At 30.0% G+C, this 403-nt stretch carries 1 protein-coding gene; it reads left to right on the forward strand.

The genetic code is table 11. From position 1 onward, the window contains the following. Positions 1–403, forward strand: a 403-nt coding sequence (locus ACTJK5_RS23055) for an oligosaccharide flippase family protein (protein ID WP_440613323.1), incomplete at both ends; no start/stop codon positions are given.

The raw sequence follows: 403 nt of genomic DNA on the forward strand, positions 1-403 counted from the left end.
CCTGAAAGTATGGCACAAATAAGAAGCTTACAAACATATTTAACACTAGCTGTTATACTAGGAACTTTCGGTCTAGATACCGCTATATTAAAGTTTTGCGCTGAGAAGAGAGAAGACAACCAAAAAGAGAAAATCCTTTCGCATTCTATTCGGAATAGTTTGTTGTTTTCTTTTTTATCCATTCTGTTATTTAATTTATTTTTAATACTTACCTCTAAACAATATTCGATTCATTGGGGTATATATACTTTATGTGTACCAATATTAGCTTTAACAAATATATTAATTAATTATCTCCTGGCTTTAAAAAGGGTAAATAAAATGGCTAGTATACAAGCGATTATAAAAGTGCAGGGTGCATTGTTTATAATTATTGGTACTTGGTTATTTGGTGTGAAAGGTT

Origin of the sequence: Agrobacterium sp. 22094 (assembly GCF_052046015.1) — a bacterium.
Taxonomy (GTDB): domain Bacteria; phylum Pseudomonadota; class Alphaproteobacteria; order Rhizobiales; family Rhizobiaceae; genus Agrobacterium; species Agrobacterium cavarae.